Here is a 17,899-nt window from a genome sequence, read left to right as displayed (position 1 = left end):
TCGCGCTGTGGCACGACGGTACAGCTAATGCTGTACCGTCGTGCCATGACCCTGCTCGCCCCGCGCCTCGACGTGATGACCCGGCTCGGCCGGGCGCTCGCGGATCCCACGCGCTCCCGGATCCTCGTCGAGCTCCTCGACGGCCCCGCGTACCCGGCGCTCCTCGCCGAGGCGCTCGGACTCACCCGGCAGAACGTCTCGAACCACCTGACGTGCCTCCGCGGCTGCGGCATCGTGCGGACCGTCCCCGAGGGGCGCAGCGTGCGCTACGAGATCGCGGACCCGCGCATCGCCCGAGGGCTCGGCGCGCTCGTGGAGGTCGTGCTCGCGGTGGAGGACGACCGGGCCTGCGCGGATCCCGCCCTCTGCGCCCCCGGCTGCTGCGAGCCGGCCGCGTGACCGCCGCCGCGGGCGCGCCCCGCCTCGCCGTCGCCCGCCGCGACCTCCTGCGCCGCCGCATTCGCTGGATCGTCGCCGGCACCATCGCCTGGAACGCCGTCGAGGCCGTGGTCGCCCTGTCCGCCGGCGCCGTCGCCTCCTCCCCCGCGCTCGTCGCGTTCGGGCTCGACTCCGTGGTCGAGGTGCTCGCCGCGTCCGCCGTGGCGTGGCAGTTCTCCGCGCCGGACCCCGAGCGCCGCGAGCGCACGGCCCTCCGGCTCATCGCCGTCTCGTTCCTCGGGCTGGCGGCCTACGTGGCCGTCGACGCCGTGCTCGCGCTGGTCGACGGATCCGCGTCCCGGCCGAGCACCACCGGCATCGTCCTCGCCGCCCTCAGCCTCGCCGTGATGCCCGCGCTCAGCCTGCTCGAGCGCCGCACGGGCACGGAGCTCGGGTCGGCCAGCGCGGTCGCCGACTCGCGGCAGACGCTGGTGTGCGCGTGGCTGTCGGCCGCGCTCCTCGTCGGGCTGCTGGCCGACGCCGCGCTCGGCTGGTGGTGGGCGGATCCCGTCGCCGGGCTCGTGATCGCGGCGGTCGCCGTCCGCGAGGGCGTCGAGGCATGGCGGGGCGACGCGTGCACCGTCCCCGTCGGGGCGCTCACGGGCGAGCGCGCGGCGGATCCGCACGACGCCCCCTGCTGCTGAGCGCGGCCGGGACGACCCGGCCGCGCCCCATGCGCGTGGTCGCTACCCCGGCAGCTGCACCGCGCCCGTCGCCCGCTGGTAGGCGGCGAAGTACTTGTCGCCCATCGCGCGTGCCCCGGCAGCCGTGTAGTGGATCGAGTCCTCGCTCCGGCTGTACCCGGCGACCCCCGGGATGTACGACACGTTCGACCGCAGCGCGGGCACGCCCTGCTGCGCGGCGTCGATCGCTCGCCGCAGCGGCGACTGCGTCATCCACTCGGGCACCATGCCGCCGATGAGGAACGGCACCGCGCCGTAGCGCGCGTCCAGCCGGTCGACCACGTCGAGCAGCATCGTCCGGTAGCCCTGCTCGTCCGTCCGCGTCGCGTCGGACTCGCCCTGCGCCCACACGACCGCGACGAGGCGGTTGTCGGGATCCTGCGCGAGCGCGGCGTCGACCTGCCCGAGCGCCCGGGTGAACAGGTTCACGCGCGAGCGGGTGTCCGACGGGTTCCAGGAGTAGGCGCCGTCGCCCGTCATCGAGGTGGAGGCCATGGCGGCGGGCACGAGCAGCACCTTGCGACCGGGGCGCGCCTCGGCGAGCAGGCGTCGGCCGAGCTCCATGCCGGGGCCGACGGACTGCACGCCGCCGGAGGTCGTCCAGGTGGTCACGTGGCTGAGCGAGTCCTTGGCGGGCACGATCTGCCCGGCCTTGGCGCCGCTGCCCGCGAGCTGGTCGAGCCCGGGCACGCTCACGTCGACGGCCGGATCCCACCCGGTGCCGACCCCCTGCGCGTTGGACTGGCCGAGCACCACGACCACGTCGTAGCCGACGCCCGTGGAGGCGACCTGGCGCGCGGCGGAGGTGCGGGACGTGGGCGCGAGGCCGTCCGCGCGTCCGGTGACGGTCACGGTGATCTGCGCTCCGGCGTCGCGCGGCGCCGTCACGTAGGTCGAGGCGGTGCGGCCGGGCACGACGACCCCGTTCCGCATCCAGGCGTAGGAGAGCTCCGTCGCGACCGGGGTCCACGCGGGCGTCTCCGCCGTGAGGGTGGATCCGACCGTCAGCGTGCCCGCGACGACCGGGCCGGGCGCGTCCGCGAAGGGCTCGTCGCCGGGTGCGGGCGCGGGCACGGCCGGCGGCACGTCGAGCGCGTCGACGACGGCCGCGGTGGCCTCGCTCGTGCGGCTCGCGTCCTGGTAGCCGGAGCGGGATCCGGTGACGGTGACCGTGATCCGCGACCCGGCGTCCCCGCGGCGCACGACGTACGTGGCCTCGGTCGCGCCGAGCACGGTCACGCCGTCGCGGGCCCAGGCGTAGGAGTAGCTCGTGGCCTCGGGCGTCCAGGCGGGCAGCTCGGCGCGCAGCGGGGATCCCGCGACGGGCGAGCCCTGGATCGCGGGCGCGGTCGTCGCCTCGAACGGCACGGCCGGCGGGGGCGGCGGCGGGGTGACGGGCGTCTCCACGACCGCGATGGCCGGGCTCGTCCGCGTCTCGGTGACGTAGCCCGTCCTCGTGCCGGTCACGGCGACGGAGATGCTCGTGCCGACGTCGCCCGCGACGACCCGGTAGCTGGGGCCGGTCTGGTCGGGGATCGCGACGCCGTCGCGCAGCCACGCGTAGGAGAAGGAGGGCCACGGCGTCCAGGTGCCGGAGCGGGCGTTGAGCGTGAAGTCGACGCGGCCGAGGCCCGTGATGGACGGGTCGCCGACGGCCTCGTACGCCACGTCGGGGGCGGGCTCGGGGGCCGGCGTCGGCGCGGGCGGCTCGGGCGCGACCTCGGGCAGCGGCACGAGGAGGCCCGCGCTCGGGATCGACTGCGTGACGTAGCCGGTCCTCGTGCCCGTGACGATCACGGCGATGGTGGATCCCTGGTCGCCCTCCTGCACGCGGTAGGTGACGCCGGTCTGGTCGGGGATCGCGACGCCGTCGCGGGTCCACGCGTAGGTGAAGGTCGGCCACGGCGTCCAGACGCCGGCGCGCGCGGACAGCGTGAAGCCGACGCGCGCGGTGCCGGCGATGGTCGGCGTCGACGCGACCGCGTAGGGCGCGTCGGCGGGCGGGGTCGTGGGGGCCGGGGTCGGCTCCGGGGTCGGCGCGGGCGCGGACGGCGCGGGCGTCGGGGTGCCGGGCGTCGGCGTCGGCGCGGGTGCCGCCGTGGGCGTGGGCGCCGGGGTCGTCGGCACCGGGGTGGGCGCCGGGGTGCTCGCGGCGGGCACCTGCAGCTCCGTGCTCGCCTGGGTCCGCGTCGCGTAGCCGGTCTTCGTGCCGGTCACGGCCACGCTGATGCGGGATCCGGCGTCCCCGGCCTGCACGCGGTACGTCGCGCCGGTCTGCCCGGCGATCACGACGCCGTCCCGGAGCCACGCGTAGGAGAACGTGGGCCACGGGGTCCAGACGCCGGCGCGCGCGGAGAGCGTGAAGCCGACGCGCGCGGTGCCCGCGATCGTGGGCGTCGCGGCGGCGCTGAACGGGATCGCGGCGGGCGTCGTAGGCGCGGGCGTCGGCGCGGCCGTGGGCGTCGGGGTCGGCGCGGGAGCCTGCGTGGGCGTGGGCTCCGACGTCGGGGTCGGCGCGGGGTCCTGGGTCGGCGCGGGAGCCGGCGCCTGCGTGGGCGCGACCGTGGGCGTCGGGGTCGGAGCCTGCGTGGGCGCGACCGTGGGCGCGACCGTCGGCGTCGGGACCGGCGCCGCCGGCACCGTCATCGCGTCGCTGGTCACGGGCGTCGTCGCGTACCCGGTCTTGGTGCCGGTCACGGTCACGGCGATCGCCGCACCCTGGTCGGCCTCGGTGACCCGGTAGGTCGCGCCCGTCTGCCCGGCGATGAGCACGCCGTCGCGGGTCCAGGAGTACGAGAACGTCGGCCACGGCGTCCAGGTGCCGGCGCGCGCGGTGAAGGTGAAGCCCACCCGCGCGGTGCCGGCGATGGTGGGCGCGGGCGCGGCAGCGAACTCGGCGACGACGGGCACGGGCACGGCGGTGGTCGGCTCGCTCGTCCGCGTGCTCGTGTCGTAGCCGGAGCGGCTGCCCGTGACGGCGACCGTGATGACGGATCCCGCGTCGGCGGCGCGCACGGTGTACGCGGTCGAGGTCTGCCCGCTCACGGGCACCCCGTCGACCAGCCAGGCGTACCTGCTGGTCGTCGCGGCTGGCGTCCAGCGCGCGGTCGTCGCGAGCAGGCGCTGTCCGATGACGGCCTTGCCCGTGATGACGGGCGCGGGCGTCGCGGTGAACGGCGCGGCGGCCGCGGTGACCTGCAGCAGGCGCAGCATCGACGCGGCGCTCGGCTGCCCGTCGGTGGCGGTCGCGCTCGGCGCGTCGACGCCCGCCGTCGGGCTCGTGCCCGTGCTCACGGCCGGCGCGAGGACGCGCGCGGTCGACGCGGCGCTCGCGGTCGTCGCGGCCCCGGCCGGGGCGGCGCCCGGCTCGACGGCGACGAGCAGCGTCACCCCGAGGCTGAGCCCCGTGACGGCGGCGACGAGACGTGCGCGTGCGGATGCGGTGCGCATCCCCCGTGTCGAGGCACGGCGGACGGCAGAGTGGTGCTCCCCCAATTGATCCCCCCAGATCGTCGAGGCGACTTCCACCTCTGGGGAAATAATCCCACACGCGTGCAGTGGTGCGTGACACGTGTCCGTCCGGGGACATGCCCGCGCGGTCCCCGGCGGACCCCGCCCGGGACCCGGACGCGCCGGCGAGACGCCACGGCGCCGCCCCCAGCTCCCGCCCGACGCCGCCCCGTACCCTGGCGGCGACCTGCCCCGCCCGCCGGATCCACCCGGATCCCCCTGCCCCGGAAGGCCCCATGACGGACGCCCCGCACCCCGACGCCGCCCCGACCGCCGAGCCGGGGGCCCGTCCCGCGGCGGCCTCCGGCTCCCCTGCCGCGTCCGGCACCCCTGCCGCATCCGTGTGGCGGGGCACCCGCGAGCGGACCGACCGCCCCTCGCGCCTCGGCCGTCTCTTCGCCGTGGTCGCGGTCGTCGAGGCGATCACCTGGACGGGCCTGCTCGTCGGCATGTTCCTCAAGTACGTGACCGAGACCACGGAGCTCGGCGTCTACGTCTTCGGCCGGCTGCACGGCGCCGCCTTCGTGGCGTACGTGGTCATCACGCTCGTCACGGCGTACCGCCTGCGCTGGGGGTGGAAGCCGGCGCTGCTCGCGGGCGTCGCCGCGATCCCGCCGCTCGCCACGCTGCCGCTCGAGATCGGGCTGCGCCGCCGCGGCTACCTGCGCCAGCCGGCCGCAGCCGACGGCCCGCTCGTCCGCTGACGCCGGAGCGCCGACGCCGGGTCGCGGATCGCGGGATCAGATCCCGGTGTACCGCCCCGGCCGGTGGTTGAGCGCGAGCACGAGGTTCAGCAGCACCGCGCCGAGGGCCGACCACACGACGCTCGCGAGCGACACCACCGTGAGGCCGAGCAGGATCACGATGACGTCGAGGATCATCTGCGCGTACCCGGCCCGGAAGCCGAACCGCTCCTGCACGATGAGCGCGACGATGTTGAAGCCGCCGAGGCTGGATCCGTGGCGGAACACCACGAGCAGCCCGATCCCCACGAGCAGGTTCCCCGCGAGCACGCCGTAGACGGGCTGCAGGTCGAGGCTCGTCACCATCGCCGGGTGCAGCGTCGAGAACAGCGACACGAGCGCGACGGAGATGGCCGTGCGGATCGTGAACCGCCCCCCCTTCTTCCATACCGCGAGGGCGAAGAACGGCGCGTTCACCACGAAGAACAGCACGCCGAACGGCAGCACGCCCGTGTAGCTCAGCAGCAGCGCGAGACCTGCGGTGCCGCCCGTGACGGCATCGCTCGCCCGGAGCAGGAAGAGCCCGAACGAGGCGACGAACGTGCCGGTGAGGATCCCGAGGACGTCCTCCGCCACGGAGTGCGGGATGCCCGCGGTGGTCGCCCCGCCCGGGACGACGGGGGTGGGCGTGGGCAGGGGCTCGGACGCGGAAGCGGTCATGGCGGTCTCCGGGGTGAGGGGACGGGATCCGCGCGGGCGGTCGTGCCGCGTTCCGCGCAGGGACCAGCATGGCGGATCCGCGGGGTGGCGCATGACGCGGCGCGGACGCGCGCTCGGCTCCGCCGCCCGATCTCAGAGGGGACCGTCGAAGGGACCGACGTCGACGTACCCGTGGGTCGCCCTCGCCTCACGCGGGCCGACGAGCCATCGGATCCTCCTGCGCTCCTTCGCCGAGAGTCCCTCCCACCTGCGCTGCGAATGCCGGACGAACCACGCCCGCGCCTGCTCCCACGCCTCCGGGGACGCGTCCCACTCGACGTCGAGCGCGGTCGTGACGACGTCGATGAGCGATCCCTCCGGCCGCGGCTCGCTCGCCGACTCGGCGGTCCCGACCATCCACTCATCCTCGGCGTCTCCGTAGCGGAACTCGTCCTCGGGGAGCATGAGGCACTACGGGAACCTCATGCCGGCCTCCCGGGGACATGCACCTCGGCGCACGTGCGGCGTGCCGTCGTCACCGCCATCGCGCCGCTCGGGATCGTGAGGCGGCGAGCCGCTCCACGCGCGAGGGATCGTGCAGCGGCTCGCCGTCGTCGTCCACGAGCTGCCCGGGCGCCGAGCACGCGTCCAGCGGGGCGATGCGGCGGGCCCGGGGCGGAGCGGGCTCCGAGCGGCCGATGACCGGGATCCGGAGCCGCGACGCCACGAGGTGCGCGCCGCGCGCGAGCCGGCGGCGGAGGGCGCCACGTCGGACGGTGTCGACCACGCCGACCGCCACCTGCACGGCGTCCGTCTGCCACTGCATGGACAGCGCCAGCGGGAAGGAGAGCAGGTGCTCGCGCACGTCGGCGAGGTCGCGGAGCCCGCGGAAGCCGCCGAGCAGCTCACGCGGGATCTCCCGCATGCGGTACGCCGACTGGTCCGGCCACTCCCGGCGGCACGAGGCCGCGATGCGGACGGCGGTCTCGAGGGCGGTCACGTCCTCCGCCAGCTCGTCGAGATCCGCGGGGTCGGCGGTCCACATCGCCCAGCGGGCACGCCGCGGCAGGTGACGGAACGACCCGTCCACCCACATGGATGACACCGTGCCGTCGTCCTCGATCCACATGATGCGCTCTCCCCGGGTCAGCGACATGCGCTGTCGGCGAGCGGACCGGCCACGGGCGGACGCCGCCTCGGTCGGCACGACCTCGGCGATCGTAGGGAGCGGGCGACGGGTCGCGGGCGTTGATCGCACAGGCGGGCTCCTCTCCTCCGACGCGTCCGCGGCGTCGTCAGTCCGCGAAGATCGCCCCCACCGGCTCGCGCTTCTCGGCCTGGAAGCGGTCCTCCGCGCGGCCGAGCGCCCAGTACGCGGAGAGCGACAGGGCCCGCCGGTCGATGCCCCAGCCGTCCTGGAGGAGCGCCCGCAGCTCCTTCATGGCGCCGCGCTCGCCGTGCGCGAACACCTCGACCTCGCCGTCCGGACGGGCGAGGGCGCGCGCCGCGGCGACGAGGGGCGAGCCCGGCACGGCGTCGGGCATGCGCGAGCGATGGATCCACCGCACCTCGACGCCCGCAGGGTGCGCGAGCGGGAGCTCGTCCGCCGGGCCGTCGACCTCGATCAGCGCGACGCCGCCAACGCCGTCGGGCATCGCGGCGAGCGCCGCGGCGATCGCGGGCACGGCGGAGTCGTCCCCGAGGAGCACGCGCGTCACGTCGGCGTCGGCGCTCGGCCGGAACATGCCGCCGGGGCCGCTGGCCGCGATCAGGTCGCCGGGCAGGGCGGACGCCGCCCACGGACCCGCGAGCCCCTCGTCGCCGTGCACGACGAAGTCGATCGCCGCCGTGCCCGCGGCCGGATCCGCGAGGCGCAGCGTGTAGGTCCGCACCGCCGGCAGCGCCTCGGGCGGCAGGCTCGCGCGGAGGGCGGGCAGGTCGAACGGCGGCGCGACGCCGGACCCGGGCTGCGGCAGCATCAGCTTCACGTAGGCGTCGGTCGCGGCCAGCCGCTCCGGCACGGCGTCCGCGAGCAGCGCCCGCGTCCCCTCCCCGCCGAGGTGCACGCGCACGAGGTGGGGCGTCAGCCGTTCGGCGCGCACCACCTCGAGCACGTGCTGGGAGCGCGGGGCGCGGACGGGTCGGTCGGGGACGGCGGGCGCGGCGGTGTCGGTCATCGAGGTCGATCCTCCGCCCCGCGCGCCTCCCCCGCAACGCGACGCCGCCGCGCGGGCCCTCGCCAGCCGCGGGGCGCGCGCCTATGCTGACCGGGTGGTCGACATCGTCGTCACGGGGCTAAGCGCCAACTCCGTGCCGTACATCGCGGCCCTCGAGCGTCAGCGTGCCCTGCATGCCGACGTCGTCGCGGGCCGGGCGCAGGACACCGTCATCCTCCTCGAGCACCCCTCGGTCTACACCGCGGGGCGGCGCACGGAGCCGACGGACAGGCCGCGCGACGGCACGCCGGTCGTCGACGTCGACCGCGGCGGCCGCATCACCTGGCACGGGCCGGGCCAGCTGGTCGGCTACCCGATCGTCCGCCTGCCGGAGCCCCTCGACGTCGTGGCCCACGTGCGCCGCCTCGAGGACGCGCTGCTCGGCCTCCTCGCCGACCTCGGCGTCGCCGCCCGCCGCGTCGACGGACGCTCCGGCGTCTGGATCCGCGGAGCCGCTCCCGACGGCACCCCGCGCGACGACAAGGTCGCCGCCGTCGGCGTCCGCGTCGCCGAGCGCGTCACCATGCACGGCTTCGCCCTGAACTGCAGCAACGCCCTCGACGCCTACGACCGGATCGTCCCGTGCGGCATCCGCGACGCCGGCGTCACCACCCTCAGCCGCGTCCTCGGCCGCACGGTCACGCCGGCCGACGTCGTGCCCCTCCTCCGCCCGCACCTCGTGCGCGCCCTCGACCCGAACGGATCCGCCATGGCCCCCACCGCCCTCCTCTCCCCCGTCGCCGGGGCCCGCGCATGAGCGCCGCCGCCGCGCCCGACGGCCGCCGCATGCTCCGCCTCGAGGTGCGCAACGCGGAGACGCCCATCGAGCGGAAGCCGGAGTGGATCAAGACGACGGCGCGCATGGGCCCCGAGTACCAGGCGCTCCAGCAGCTCGTGAAGACGGAGGACCTGCACACCGTCTGCCAGGAGGCGGCCTGCCCGAACATCTACGAGTGCTGGGAGGACCGGGAGGCGACGTTCCTCATCGGCGGATCCCAGTGCACGCGGCGATGCGACTTCTGCCAGATCGACACCGGCAAGCCCGCCGACTACGACACCGACGAGCCTCGTCGCGTCGCCGACTCGGTGCGCCGCATGGGCCTCCGCTACGCGACCGTCACGGGCGTCGCGCGCGACGACCTCCCCGACGAGGGCGCGTGGCTGCACGCCGAGACCGTCCGGCGGATCCACGCGGACAACCCCGGCACGGGCGTCGAGATCCTCGCGACCGACTTCTCCGGGGACCCCGACCTGCTGGCCGAGGTCTTCTCCTCCCGACCGGAGGTCTTCGCGCACAACGTCGAGACGGTGCCGCGCATCTTCAAGCGCATCCGCCCGGCCTTCCGGTACGAGCGCTCGCTCGACGTCATCACGCAGGCGCGCGACGCCGACCTCATCACGAAGTCGAACCTCATCCTCGGCATGGGCGAGACGCGCGAGGAGGTGTCGGAGGCGCTCCGCGACCTGCACGACGCGGGCTGCGACATCATCACCGTCACGCAGTACCTGCGGCCTTCGCCGCGGCACCTGCCCGTCGCGCGCTGGGTGCGGCCGGAGGAGTTCGTGGAGATCAAGGCGGAGGCGGAGGCGATCGGGTTCCTCGGCGTGCTCGCCGGCCCGCTCGTGCGCTCCTCCTACCGGGCGGGGCGCCTGTGGGCGCAGTCGATGAGCGCCAAGGGCCGGCCGCTCCCCGCCGGGCTCGACCACCTCGCGGACCCGACGCGCGGCTTCGCGCAGGCGGTCGGCTGACGCCGGGCGATCCCTCCGGCCGCGGACCTGTCGGGTCGCTGACGAAGCGGCCGCTCCCGGGTCCGCGGCCAGGTGCGCGCCCTATCGTCGGAGGCACCGCGCACGTCCCACAGCTAGGAGATCGTCATGGCCGCATCGTCCCCCACCGCAGGATCCGCGTTCGGCGAGGCCGCCGACGGCGTGTGGCAGGCGATGGAGTCGCTCCGGGCGCGCTTCGAGAAGCGCGAGGGCGCCGTGCCCGGCCACGATTCCGGCGACCGCCCGGGCCACGGTCCGCACGACGTGCGCCACGCGGTGCTCGCGCTCCTCTCCGAGGAGCCCATGCACGGCTACGCGATCATCCACGCCATCGCCGAGCGCACCGCCGGCGCCTGGACCCCGGAGGCCGGTGCCGTCTACCCCACCCTCCAGCTCCTCGCCGACGAGGGCCTCATCGCCGCGGAGACGACGGACGGCCGCAAGGTCTGGGCGCTCACCGAGGCGGGCCGCTCGACGGTCGCCCGCGACGGGATCACCGCGCCGTGGAGCCACGACGCGCACGGCCACGGGGACGCGCACGACGCGCACGACCGCCGCGACCGCTCCGCCCTCCCGAAGGCCGGCCTCTCGCTCGCGCAGGCCGCCGCCCAGGTGCAGCGCACGGGCACCCCGGAGCAGGTCGCCGAGGCCGCGACCGAGCTCGACGCCGTGCGCCGCCGCCTCTACGCGATCCTCGCCCGGGAGTGACCGCGGCCACGGCCGGCGCCGTGCCCGGGACCGATCCCGAGGCCGACGCCCCGGAGACGCGCGCCCGCTACCGCCGCATCCTCCGCTTCGCCGCCTGGAATCTCGCGGTCACGTGGTGGTACGAGCTGTTCCTCCCCCGCGTGGGCCTCCGCCGCATCGCCGACCGCACGCGCACCCGGCGCATGAAGAGGTTCGCCCGGCGCTTCCGCGTCCTCGCGGTCGAGCTCGGCGGGCTCATGATCAAGGTCGGCCAGTTCATGTCGTCGCGCCTCGACGTGCTGCCGCCGGAGATCACGGCCGAGCTCGAGGACCTGCAGGACGAGGTGCCCGCGGTCCCGTTCCCCGAGATCCGCGCCCTCGCCGAGCGCGAGCTCGGCATGCCGCTCGCCGAGGCGTACGCCTGGGTCGACGAGACGCCCGTCGCCGCCGCCTCGCTGGGCCAGGCGCACCGCGCCCTCCTCGGGCCCGTCGACACCGCCGACACGGGCCTCACCGGCGCCGTCATCAAGGTGCAGCGGCCCGGCATCGACGACATCGTCCGCGTCGACCTGGCCGCGCTCCGCCGCATCGGCGGCTGGCTCACGCACGTGCGGCTCGTCTCCGACCGCGTGGACGCGCCCGCCCTCGTCGAGGAGTTCGCGGAGACGAGCCTCGAGGAGATCGACTACCTGCACGAGGCCCGCAGCTCCGCCCGCTTCCACGACATGTTCCGGGCCGACGCGCGCGTGGCCGTGCCCGAGATCGTCTGGGAGCGCAGCACCCGGCGCGTGCTCACGCTCGAGGACGTCACGGCCATCAAGATCACCGACCACGAGGCCCTCCTCGCCGCGGGCATCGACCCGGTCGACGTCGCCCCGGTCTTCGCCGCCGTCATGTTCGACCAGCTCTTCGCCGACGGCTTCTTCCACGCGGATCCGCACCCCGGCAACGTGTTCGTCACGCCCGTCACGGACGGCTCCGTCGAGCAGGGCTGGACCCTCACCTTCATCGACTTCGGCATGATGGGCGAGGTCCCGCCGAGCACGCGCCGGGGCCTCCGGAAGATGCTCATCGCGGCGGCGTCGCGCGACGGCAAGGGCCTCGTCGACGCGGCCCGCGAGATCGGCGTGCTGCTGCCGTCGGCCGACACCACTCAGCTCGAGCTCGCCATGACGCGCCTCTTCGCCCGCTTCGGCGGCCTCGGCTTCGCGGAGCTGCGCGAGGTGGACCCGCGGGAGTTCCGCGCGTTCGCCGAGGAGTTCCAGGAGGTCGTGCGCACGCTGCCGTTCCAGCTGCCCGACGACTTCCTCCTCATCATCCGCGCCATGTCGCTCACGTCGGGCGTGTGCAGCGCGCTGGATCCCCGCTTCAACCTCTGGGACTCCGTCGAGCCGTACGCGCAGCGCCTCATCCGCGAGGAGCGCGGCAACGTGGTGCGCGACCTCGGCACGCGCGTCTCCGACACCGCCGGCACGATCGCGCGCCTGCCCGGCCGCGTCGACGCGCTGCTCACGCGCATCGACGAGGGCGCCCTCCCCATCAGCGACCCGACGCTCGAGCGACGCGTCGGCGCCCTCGAGCGCACCCTCCGCCGCGCGATCTCGGCGCTCGTCTTCGGCGCCCTGCTCGCGGGCGGCGTGCTCCTCCGCCCCGACGACGAGGTGCTCGGCACCGTGCTGCTCGTCGTCTCCGTCGTGCCGCTCGCGCAGGCGCTCCTCCCGGGACGCCGCGGCCGCTGAGGCCGCGGCCTGTCCGCTGGACGTCGCTCGTGACGCCGCGTGACGCCCCTCCCGCGCTCGTCCCGGATCGCCCGCCTACGGTGAGCGCACCGACCCGACGGACCGAGGAGACACCATGACCGACACCACCATCCAGGCGCAGATCGCCGAGTTCGACCGCGGCTTCGCGGAGCAGATCGGCCCGGACCTCTCCGCCGTCTTCGCCGCGGAGCAGCGGGCCCTCCGCGCGGACGGGGTCCCCGCCGACGCGATCTCCACAGGCGACGCCCTGCCCGCCGCGACGCTCGTGGATCCGGACGGCGCCGAGGTCGACCTGCACGCGTCCCTCGGCACGGGTCCCGCGGTCGTCGTGCTGTACCGGGGCGCCTGGTGCCCGTACTGCAACCTGACCCTGCGGCAGTACCAGGCCGAGCTGCTGCCCGCCCTGCGCGAGCGCGAGGCGACCCTCGTGGCCGTCAGCCCGCAGACGCCCGAGGGCAGCGCGCAGGCGGCGGGCGGCGGGCTCGACTTCGCCGTGCTATCGGATCCGTCGAACGCGTTCGTCCGCGCCCTCGGCCTGGTGACGGAGCCGACCCCCGAGGCCCGGGCGGCGCACGCGCAGCTCGGCTTCGACGTGGCGGACAGCAACGCCGACGGCACGGGCGACATCCCCTTCCCGACCGTGATCGTCGTGGACGCCGACCGACGGGTGACCTTCGCGGACGTGCACGCCGACTACACGACGCGCACCGAGGTGCCCGAGATCCTCGCGGCGGTGGATGCGCTGAGCACGCGCTAGCCGAGCGTCCGGCTGCGCGCCCCTGCGTGCGCAGCTCCGGAAGGCGTCCCGGGCAGGCGTCCCGGGGAAAGCAGAAGGCCCGGTCTCCAGGAGACCGGGCCTTCATCTTGTTGCGGGGGCAGGATTTGAACCTACGACCTCTGGGTTATGAGCCCAGCGAGCTACCGAACTGCTCCACCCCGCGCTACGAGGAATACATTACCAGACGTCCGGGGTGCTCATGACCACTCGGCGACTCCTCGCCCCGCCGCCCGCTCCCCCGCACGAGGACGGCCCCGGCAGCACCCGCATCGCGGGGCCGCCGGGGCCGTCCTGGTGGAGCGCTCGGGCTACTGCTGGGCCGCGCCCAGCTCGATCGCCCGGTTCAGCGCCTCGGTGAGCCGCTGGTCGGCCTGCGCGGCGCCGACGAGGTCGTTGGCCTTGTAGGCCGCCTCCCTCTCCTGCAGCGCCTGGCCGGCCGCGGCCAGGGCCGCCTGCACGTCCTGGGCGGGAGCCGTCGGCGCCGTGGTCGGCGCGGGGGTGGATCCCGTGCCGCCGTCGGTCTCGCCGGAGCCGTCCACCGCGCCGGGGTCGGCGGGCGTCGTGCCCTCCACGGCCTCGTCGCCCGCGGTGGCTCCCGAGTCGCCCTCGAAGATGCTGTCGAGGGCCGCGTCCAGCGTGTCCTCGAACGCGATCTTGTCGCCGAACGCCACGAGCACCTTGCGGAGCAGCGGGTAGCTCGTGTCGCCCGTCGAGCGGACGTACACGGGCTGCACGTAGAGCAGGCCGCCGCCGACCGGGAGGGTCAGCAGGTTGCCGCGCACCACGCTCGTGCGTCCGCCGCGCTCCAGCAGGTTGAGCTGGTTCGCCACGTTCGTGTCCGAGTTGAAGTTGTTCTGGATCTGCGTCGGCGCCGGGATGGTGTCGTCGTTCGGCAGCGTGAGCAGCCGGAGCTTCCCGTAGTCCTCCGCCTTCTGGCCCGCGGTGCTTCCCGCGTCCGAGTCGACCCCGAGGTAGCCCGTGAGCACGCTTCGGGCGGTGTCCTGCGTGGCCGGCGGGATGAACGTGGAGTACAGCGAGAACCGCGGCGCGTCCTGACCCGGCATCTGCATGGTCAGGTAGTACGGCGGCTGCAGCTTGGCCTGCGTGCCCGCGTCCGTGGAGGCGGTCGGGTCGTTCGGCGTGGTCCAGAGGTCCTGGTTCGAGTAGATCGATCCGGGGTCGGTCACGTGGTACTTGCCGAGGACCGCGCGCTGGACCTTGAACATGTCGGCCGGGAACCGCAGGTGGCTCATGAGCTCGCCCGAGATGTCCGCGATCGGCTTGAGGGTCGAGGGGAACACCTTCTGCCAGGTCTTGAGGATCGGGTCGTCGGTGTCCCACGCGTAGAGCGTGACCTTGCCGTCGTACGCGTCGACCGTGGCCTTCACCGAGTTGCGGATGTAGTTGATCCGGTCCGTCGGCACGAGCGGCTGCGTCTGCTGCGAGTCGGCGATGAGCCGGCTCATGTCGTTGCGCTCCGAGTACGGGTACTGGTCGCTCGTCGTGTAGCCGTCGACGATCCACACGACGCGGCCGTCGACCACGCTGGGGTACGGGTCCTTGTCGACCGTGAGGTACGGCGCAACCTTGCCGACGCGCTGCGCCGGGTCGCGGTCGTAGATGATCTGCGACTGGTCGTTGACCTGGCTCGCGAGGAAGATCTGCTCCGACTGGAACTTCAGCGCGTAGATGAGGCGCTTGAAGACGTTGTCGACCTTCGGGCCGCCGTTCCCCTGGAACGTCGTGTAGGTCTCGTCGGCGCCGTCCTCGCCCGACGGGTAGTCGAGCTCGACCTTGTCGCCGGACTCGGGCCCGCCGACGATGGAGTAGTCGGGCGAGTTCTCGCCGAAGTACACGCGCGGCTCGAAGTCGCCGAGGTCGCCCGAGGCGGGGATGCCCGACTCGAGGAACACGGGCTGGCCGTCGGAGGTGCGCTGCGTGCCGTACGCCGCGACGAGCGAGTAGCCGTGCGTGTACACGAGGTGCTGGTTGACCCACGAGGTGCCCGTGTTGTCCGGGCTCAGCTCGCGGACCGCGACCACCGTGTCCTGCACGCGGCCGTCGATGTCGTACCGGTCGACGTCGAGGTTGTCGCCGAACTGGTAGTACTGCCGGAACTGCTGGAGCTGGCTGAACGCGTCGCCCACGACCGCGGGGTCGAGGATGCGGATGTTGGCCGTGGTGGCGGCGTCCTCGCGGAGCGCGCCCGGCGTGGTGTCCGTGGTCGCGTCGTAGGGGATCTCCTCGATGTCGGCCAGGCCGTACGCGTCGCGCGTCGCCTCGATGTTCCGCTCGAGGTACTGGGCCTCGAGGGTCCGCTCGCTCGGCTCCACCTGGAAGCGCTGCACGACGGCCGGGTAGGCCGTGCCGATGAGGATGCTGGTGACGATGAGGCCCGCCGTGCCGATGATCGGCAGGCGCCAGCGGCCGATGACCGCCGTGACGATGAACAGCAGGGCGACGACGGCGGCGATGCCGGCGAGGATCGCGCGGCCCGGGATGACGGCGTTCACGTCGGAGTACGCCGCACCCGTGATGAGCCCGCCGTTGGCGGTGTTCACGACGGAGGAGTACTGGTCGAGCCAGATGCTCACGCCCTGCAGGAGGAAGTAGACGCCCGCGGTGATCGCGATCTGGATGCGCGAGCTCTTCGAGATCCGCACCTCGCGGCCCGTGAAGCGCACGGCGCCGTACAGGTAGCTGGTGGCGAGGACGCCGAGCATGGAGATGATGACGACGGCCGAGGCGAAGCCGACGACCGCGTGGTAGAAGGGCAGCTCGAACATGTAGAAGGACACGTCGAGCTTGAACTGCGGGTCCACCGTGCCGGCGGGCGTGCGGTTCAGCCACAGCAGGGTGCGCTGCCAGCCGCTCGAGGCCGAGACGCCGGCGAAGAGGCCGAAGACGGCGGGGATCGCGAACATCGCGAGGCGGCGCAGCGGCTCCACCACCTGCTGGTAGCGGTCGAGCTGCGAGTTGAGCTTCGCGTAGACGGGCCGCGAGCGGTACGCGACCTGGATGCTGACGAACACCGGGATCGCCATGGCGAGGAACCCGACGAGGAACAGCGCGATGCCCGCGCCCCACTGCGTGAGCAGCACCCCGAGGTAGCCCAGCTGGTCGTACCAGAGGACGTCGGCGTAGAAGCCGGCGAAGATGAAGAACGCGATCACCAGGGCGGCGATGATGGCCGCGGTGATGGCGAGGGGGGCTCGGCTCCGTCTGGCGGGCCGGGCGGATGTGCTTGTCACGTGTGTGCCTCAGAGTCGGGGACAGCGGAGTCCTCATCCTAGGCGGGCACCTTGCCAGGGACCTGCGAGCGATCGGGGGTCCGCGTCTGGTAAGGCGACCCTCCATACCGCCGTCCGGGCAGGCCCCCGATGCCCTGCCGCGGGCGGCCTCAGCAGGTCGGGAGGGCGTCCAGGTCGCCGCCCGACGAGACGGCGCCGAGGGCCGCGAGCGAGTCGTCGAGCGTCGTCACGGCGAACACGCGGAGGCCGTCGGGCACGTGCCCGCGGACCTCGTCGCAGTTGTCGGCCGGCGCGAGGAAGTACTCCGCTCCCGCGCGCTCGGCGCCGAAGAGCTTCTGGCGGATCCCGCCGATGGGGCCGACGGTGCCGGAGGCGTCGATGGTGCCCGTGCCCGCGATCGCCTTCCCGCCGGTGAGCGAGCCCTCCTCCAGCTTGTCCATGATCCCGAGCGCGAACATCATGCCGGCGCTCGGCCCGCCGACGTCGTCGAGCTGGATGTCGACCTCGAACGGGAACTCGTAGGCGGTGGAGGTGACGACGCCGATGACCGCGCGGCCGTCGCGCTCGGCTGGCGTGACCTCCACCGTGCTCTCCGCGCCGTCGCGCGTGATCCCGAAGGACAGCGCGGTGCCCGTGCCCGCCGCCGCGACGCGCGCCTGCAGGTCGGCCAGGTCGACGACCGGGTCGCCGTCCACGGTGCGGATGGCGTCCCCCGCGCGCAGGGAGCCGTCCGCGGCGGATCCCGCGAGGACGGTCTGCACCTGCAGCGTGCGCGGCACGTCGATGCCGAGCTCGGTGAGCGCCGCGGCGACGGCGTCCTGCTGCGAGTCCGTCATCTGCACCTGGTTCTGCGCGTCCCGCTCCTCCGCGGTCTGGTCCGCGGGGAACACGGCCTCCAGCGGGATGACGCTGCGGCTCGGGTCGAGCCAGGCGGAGACGACCGAGAACCAGTCGGGGCGCTGCGCCGGGTTGCCGACCACGCTGACGGTGAGCATGTCGAGGCGGCCGTCGGTGGGGTAGGTGGGCCGGTCGGGGATGGCGATGAGGGGACGCTCGGTGCCCTGGTGGTCGCTCGTGCCGAGGGTGTCGAACACGGGTCCCGGCTGCTCGATGACGTACGGCGACGGCAGCAGGCCGAGCGCGAGCGCGAGCACGGCGCCGGCGCCGGCGAGCACGCGGCCGACGCGACGGCGGCGCGGCGGCCGGGGTGCGCGGGGGGCGTGCTGGGCGAACAGGCTCATCCGGAGGTCCTCGCGGTCGGGTGGCGCGGCGGGCCGGGATGCGGTCGCGCGACGGGGTTCTCGGCGGCCCGATCGGCCGCTGTTCGCGGCGGGCGGAAGCCGCGACGGCCCAGCCTAGGCGAATGCGGATGGGTTTCCCGTGGGCGCGGGCTACCGTGGATCCACCGGCCGCGGCACCGCGATCCG

Annotated in this window: 15 protein-coding genes and 1 tRNA gene; 8 read left to right on the top strand and 8 right to left on the bottom strand. The window is 74.5% G+C overall.

Translation table 11 applies throughout. From position 1 onward, the window contains the following. Positions 1-45: 45 nt before the first annotated feature. Together cmtR and H9X71_RS05715 are read left to right on the top strand one after the other, a co-directional pair. Positions 46-399 carry a Cd(II)/Pb(II)-sensing metalloregulatory transcriptional regulator CmtR gene (cmtR, locus tag H9X71_RS05720; protein WP_191148719.1) on the top strand — a complete coding sequence of 118 codons (354 nt, stop codon included), beginning with the start codon at positions 46-48 and terminating at the stop codon, positions 397-399. Continuing rightward, a complete protein-coding gene (locus H9X71_RS05715; RefSeq protein ID WP_191148718.1) occupies positions 396-1,082 on the top strand; it encodes a cation efflux transmembrane domain-containing protein in 687 nt (228 codons plus the stop codon). The genes cmtR and H9X71_RS05715 overlap by 4 nt, the downstream gene beginning before the upstream one ends. Before the next feature lie 42 nt (positions 1,083-1,124). Here the strand turns inward: H9X71_RS05715 and H9X71_RS05710 are convergent, their stop codons facing one another. Continuing rightward, the gene (locus tag H9X71_RS05710) at positions 1,125-4,571 is read right to left on the bottom strand and encodes a sialate O-acetylesterase (protein WP_280527983.1); all 3,447 of its coding nucleotides are present in this window, start codon (positions 4,569-4,571) and stop codon (positions 1,125-1,127) included. Positions 4,572-4,867: 296 nt separating this feature from the next. Between H9X71_RS05710 and H9X71_RS14890 the strand changes: the two genes are divergently transcribed. After that, a complete protein-coding gene (locus tag H9X71_RS14890; RefSeq protein WP_244961825.1) occupies positions 4,868-5,335 on the top strand; it encodes a DUF3817 domain-containing protein in 468 nt (155 codons plus the stop codon). A 36-nt stretch (positions 5,336-5,371) separates the two neighbouring features. Here H9X71_RS14890 and H9X71_RS05700 read toward each other — a convergent pair whose 3' ends face one another. The 4 genes from H9X71_RS05700 to H9X71_RS05685 form a co-directional block, all read right to left on the bottom strand. After that, a complete protein-coding gene (locus H9X71_RS05700) occupies positions 5,372-6,034 on the bottom strand; it encodes a YitT family protein (protein ID WP_191148717.1) in 663 nt (220 codons plus the stop codon). A 132-nt stretch (positions 6,035-6,166) separates the two neighbouring features. Then, positions 6,167-6,430 carry a hypothetical protein gene (locus H9X71_RS05695; RefSeq protein WP_191148716.1) on the bottom strand — a complete coding sequence of 88 codons (264 nt, stop codon included), beginning with the start codon at positions 6,428-6,430 and terminating at the stop codon, positions 6,167-6,169. A 118-nt stretch (positions 6,431-6,548) separates the two neighbouring features. Then, positions 6,549-7,169: a hypothetical protein gene (locus H9X71_RS05690; protein ID WP_191148715.1), complete on the bottom strand. Its 621-nt coding sequence runs from the start codon at positions 7,167-7,169 to the stop codon at positions 6,549-6,551. A 139-nt stretch (positions 7,170-7,308) separates the two neighbouring features. Next, positions 7,309-8,190: a siderophore-interacting protein gene (locus H9X71_RS05685; RefSeq protein ID WP_191148714.1), complete on the bottom strand. Its 882-nt coding sequence runs from the start codon at positions 8,188-8,190 to the stop codon at positions 7,309-7,311. Between the two features lie 94 nt (positions 8,191-8,284). Between H9X71_RS05685 and lipB the strand changes: the two genes are divergently transcribed. The 5 genes from lipB (at position 8,285) to H9X71_RS05660 (ending at position 13,200) form a co-directional block, all read left to right on the top strand. Next, positions 8,285-8,986 (top strand): lipoyl(octanoyl) transferase LipB, encoded by a 702-nt coding sequence (lipB, locus tag H9X71_RS05680; protein WP_191148713.1) that lies wholly within the window; start codon positions 8,285-8,287, stop codon positions 8,984-8,986. Further along, complete coding sequence (lipA, locus tag H9X71_RS05675; protein ID WP_191148712.1) at positions 8,983-9,978, top strand: lipoyl synthase; 996 nt, start codon at positions 8,983-8,985, stop codon at positions 9,976-9,978. Before lipB ends, lipA begins: the two co-directional genes overlap by 4 nt. Before the next feature lie 126 nt (positions 9,979-10,104). Then, positions 10,105-10,704, top strand: a complete 600-nt coding sequence (locus tag H9X71_RS05670; protein WP_191148711.1) for a PadR family transcriptional regulator — start codon at positions 10,105-10,107, stop codon at positions 10,702-10,704. Next, positions 10,701-12,422, top strand: a complete 1,722-nt coding sequence (locus H9X71_RS05665) for an ABC1 kinase family protein (RefSeq protein ID WP_191148710.1) — start codon at positions 10,701-10,703, stop codon at positions 12,420-12,422. Before H9X71_RS05670 ends, H9X71_RS05665 begins: the two co-directional genes overlap by 4 nt. Before the next feature lie 115 nt (positions 12,423-12,537). Beyond that, entirely contained in the window at positions 12,538-13,200 is a 663-nt protein-coding gene (locus H9X71_RS05660) for a peroxiredoxin-like family protein (protein WP_191148709.1), read from the top strand. A 110-nt stretch (positions 13,201-13,310) separates the two neighbouring features. Here the strand turns inward: H9X71_RS05660 and H9X71_RS05655 are convergent. From H9X71_RS05655 to H9X71_RS05645, 3 genes are all read right to left on the bottom strand, one after another. Then, positions 13,311-13,384: transfer RNA gene (locus H9X71_RS05655), tRNA-Met, on the bottom strand. Between the two features lie 145 nt (positions 13,385-13,529). Then, positions 13,530-16,472 carry a UPF0182 family membrane protein gene (locus tag H9X71_RS05650; protein WP_191148708.1) on the bottom strand — a complete coding sequence of 981 codons (2,943 nt, stop codon included), beginning with the start codon at positions 16,470-16,472 and terminating at the stop codon, positions 13,530-13,532. 149 nt (positions 16,473-16,621) lie between these two features. Then, on the bottom strand, positions 16,622-17,713 hold the full coding sequence (locus tag H9X71_RS05645; protein ID WP_191148707.1) for a YlbL family protein: 1,092 nt from the start codon (positions 17,711-17,713) through the stop codon (positions 16,622-16,624). Positions 17,714-17,899: the final 186 nt, after the last annotated feature.

The sequence above is a fragment of the Clavibacter zhangzhiyongii genome, from assembly GCF_014775655.1.
Classification (GTDB): domain Bacteria; phylum Actinomycetota; class Actinomycetes; order Actinomycetales; family Microbacteriaceae; genus Clavibacter; species Clavibacter zhangzhiyongii.
This window is presented reverse-complemented; position numbering and strand designations above follow the sequence as displayed.

Excerpts from the sequence above, each read along its gene's own strand:
- H9X71_RS05700 (WP_191148717.1), bottom strand. The coding sequence starts at position 6,034 with ATGACCGCTTCCGCGTCCGAGCCCCTGCCCACGCCCACCCCCGTCGTC.
- H9X71_RS05695 (WP_191148716.1), bottom strand. The coding sequence starts at position 6,430 with ATGGTCGGGACCGCCGAGTCGGCGAGCGAGCCGCGGCCGGAGGGATCG.
- H9X71_RS05690 (WP_191148715.1), bottom strand. The coding sequence starts at position 7,169 with ATGTCGCTGACCCGGGGAGAGCGCATCATGTGGATCGAGGACGACGGC.
- lipA (WP_191148712.1), top strand. The coding sequence starts at position 8,983 with ATGAGCGCCGCCGCCGCGCCCGACGGCCGCCGCATGCTCCGCCTCGAG.
- H9X71_RS05685 (WP_191148714.1), bottom strand. The coding sequence starts at position 8,190 with ATGACCGACACCGCCGCGCCCGCCGTCCCCGACCGACCCGTCCGCGCC.
- H9X71_RS05670 (WP_191148711.1), top strand. The coding sequence starts at position 10,105 with ATGGCCGCATCGTCCCCCACCGCAGGATCCGCGTTCGGCGAGGCCGCC.
- H9X71_RS05710 (WP_280527983.1), bottom strand. The coding sequence starts at position 4,571 with ATGCGCACCGCATCCGCACGCGCACGTCTCGTCGCCGCCGTCACGGGG.
- H9X71_RS14890 (WP_244961825.1), top strand. The coding sequence starts at position 4,868 with ATGACGGACGCCCCGCACCCCGACGCCGCCCCGACCGCCGAGCCGGGG.
- H9X71_RS05660 (WP_191148709.1), top strand. The coding sequence starts at position 12,538 with ATGACCGACACCACCATCCAGGCGCAGATCGCCGAGTTCGACCGCGGC.
- H9X71_RS05645 (WP_191148707.1), bottom strand. The coding sequence starts at position 17,713 with ATGAGCCTGTTCGCCCAGCACGCCCCCCGCGCACCCCGGCCGCCGCGC.
- cmtR (WP_191148719.1), top strand. The coding sequence starts at position 46 with ATGACCCTGCTCGCCCCGCGCCTCGACGTGATGACCCGGCTCGGCCGG.